The sequence below is a fragment of the Jeotgalibacillus salarius genome (genome assembly GCF_004405125.1).
GTDB lineage: Bacteria > Bacillota > Bacilli > Bacillales > Jeotgalibacillaceae > Jeotgalibacillus > Jeotgalibacillus salarius.
Genome location: NZ_SORX01000021.1, coordinates 1 through 1854 on the forward strand (window position 1 = coordinate 1; position 1854 = coordinate 1854).

Consider the following 1854-nt stretch of genomic DNA (forward strand, 5'->3'; position numbering starts at 1 on the left):
CGGTGAAAGTCCGCTACAGGCTTGGCAGTAGGAACTGTTAGCTAACGGCAAGGGTGTCCATTGTGAAGTGGAATCTGAAGGAAGCCCGCGGCAAAATCCCGAACTGACGAACAGAAATTGTATACCAAGGCTGAATTGGAATGGACGAGTTTGCCAAACAAAACAAAGTCCAATACTGCCCAAATTCCATACAGTAAATACAACAGTTACATGGGAGGAAGGTTATTACTCTTACCCGGGGAGATCTCACGAGGGTTACTGACGTAACAATCTTCTTAGTGATAAGTGGATGAATCATGAGAAGTCAGCATAAGCCATAGTAGTTTCTACGAAACGAAGGGTGGAACAATCTTAAATCTTGGAAAACAAGGAGGTGTAGGCATCACCGCCTAAGCACAGAAAACATCGTGGTCATAACCGGAGAGATGACTACTTATGGAGAAATAGGCTGGAAGCTGAAAGGTACATAAGAGTGTGTAGGGATGCCGACATGGAGATGAAAGCACAAGATGGTAACGAACTAATTCAACAAGTGATTAGCGATGAAAACCTATGGAATGCATATGAGAAGGTCAAGAAAAATAAAGGTGCTCCTGGCATTGATGGGATCACTGTCTATGAACTTGAAGCGCATATGCAGAAATACTACCGGTCCCTGAAATTAAAACTTTCAGAAGGGACGTATCAACCACAACCAGTAAAAAGAGTTGCCATTCCAAAACAGGATGGTTCCAAACGATATCTGGGCATTCCATGTGTATTAGACAGAGTGGTTCAACAAGCAATTCTACAGGTGATTGAACCGAGAATAGATCCTTACTTTTCAGAAAACAGCTTTGGTTTCAGGAAAGGTAGAAACGCACATCAGGCAATCAAACTTGCCGAACAATACTACGAAAATGGGTACCGTACGGTAGTAGACTGCGACCTGAAAAGCTATTTTGATACTATCCATCATCAGAGAATACATGCCTACCTAGAGGAGTTTATCTCCGATAAAGTCATTCTAAAACTGATATGGAGATTTCTTCGTTCCGGTATTCTTGATAAAGACATCTACATTAAGACTACGGAAGGGACACCACAAGGTGGTCCACTATCACCTATTTTGGCAAACATATACCTAAACAAGCTGGATAGGAAACTAGAAGAACGTGGGCATCGTTTCATCCGATACGCTGATGACTTTGTCATCTATGTGAAGAGTCCTCGCGCAGGTGAACGAGTAATGGAAAGTATCTCAACATACATCGAAAAGGACCTCGGGCTAACGATCAACCAGAAGAAGAGTCAAGTGTGCAGCGCTACTTCAGCCACTTTCTTAGGATTCAATATTCAAAAACTGATGGGAAAGTCGGATGCCGGCCTGACAAGTCGGCTAAACAAAGATTTAAAAACAAACTCAAGAAATTAACTAGCCGTAAGAGGGCAGGCACATGGAAACAGATTATGACAGATATCAACCGTGTAACGGTGGGGTGGATTAACTATTATGGCATCGCAAGAATGAAGACGTTTATTCAAGAGATCCAAGGATGGTTAAACCATAGACTCAGACAAATCATCTGGAAAAGGTGGAAGAAGGTAAAGACCAAATATAAAAAGCTTCGCAAATATGGCATCGGTCATGAGGATGCCATGAGACTAGCGAACTCCCGAAAGGGATACTGGAGAATCTCAAGTGCAGAGGTTCTTCACCGCGCAATCACAAAAGAAAAACTCACAAAATGGGGATTGAAAAACATCTCCGCACTTTATGAGTTGCGTTACTTAAAAGGTTGAACCGCCGTATACCGATCGGTACGTACGGTGGTGTGAGAGGTCGGGGAATGAAAATTCCCCTCCTACTCGATT

At 42.8% G+C, this 1854-nt stretch carries 2 protein-coding genes; both read left to right on the top strand.

Annotated features, from left to right (window positions below; genetic code table 11):
* The first annotated feature begins 490 nt into the window (after positions 1-490).
* On the top strand, positions 491-1414 hold the full coding sequence (gene ltrA / locus E2626_RS17000) for a group II intron reverse transcriptase/maturase (protein WP_244094372.1): 924 nt from the start codon (positions 491-493) through the stop codon (positions 1412-1414).
* Entirely contained in the window at positions 1297-1782 is a 486-nt protein-coding gene (locus E2626_RS17405) for a group II intron maturase-specific domain-containing protein (RefSeq protein WP_244094373.1), read from the top strand. Before ltrA ends, E2626_RS17405 begins: the two co-directional genes overlap by 118 nt.
* Positions 1783-1854: the final 72 nt, after the last annotated feature.

What these genes read in the sequence shown, in the direction of transcription:
- ltrA (WP_244094372.1), top strand. Translation starts at nt 491, where the DNA reads ATGGAGATGAAAGCACAAGATGGTAACGAACTAATTCAACAAGTGATT.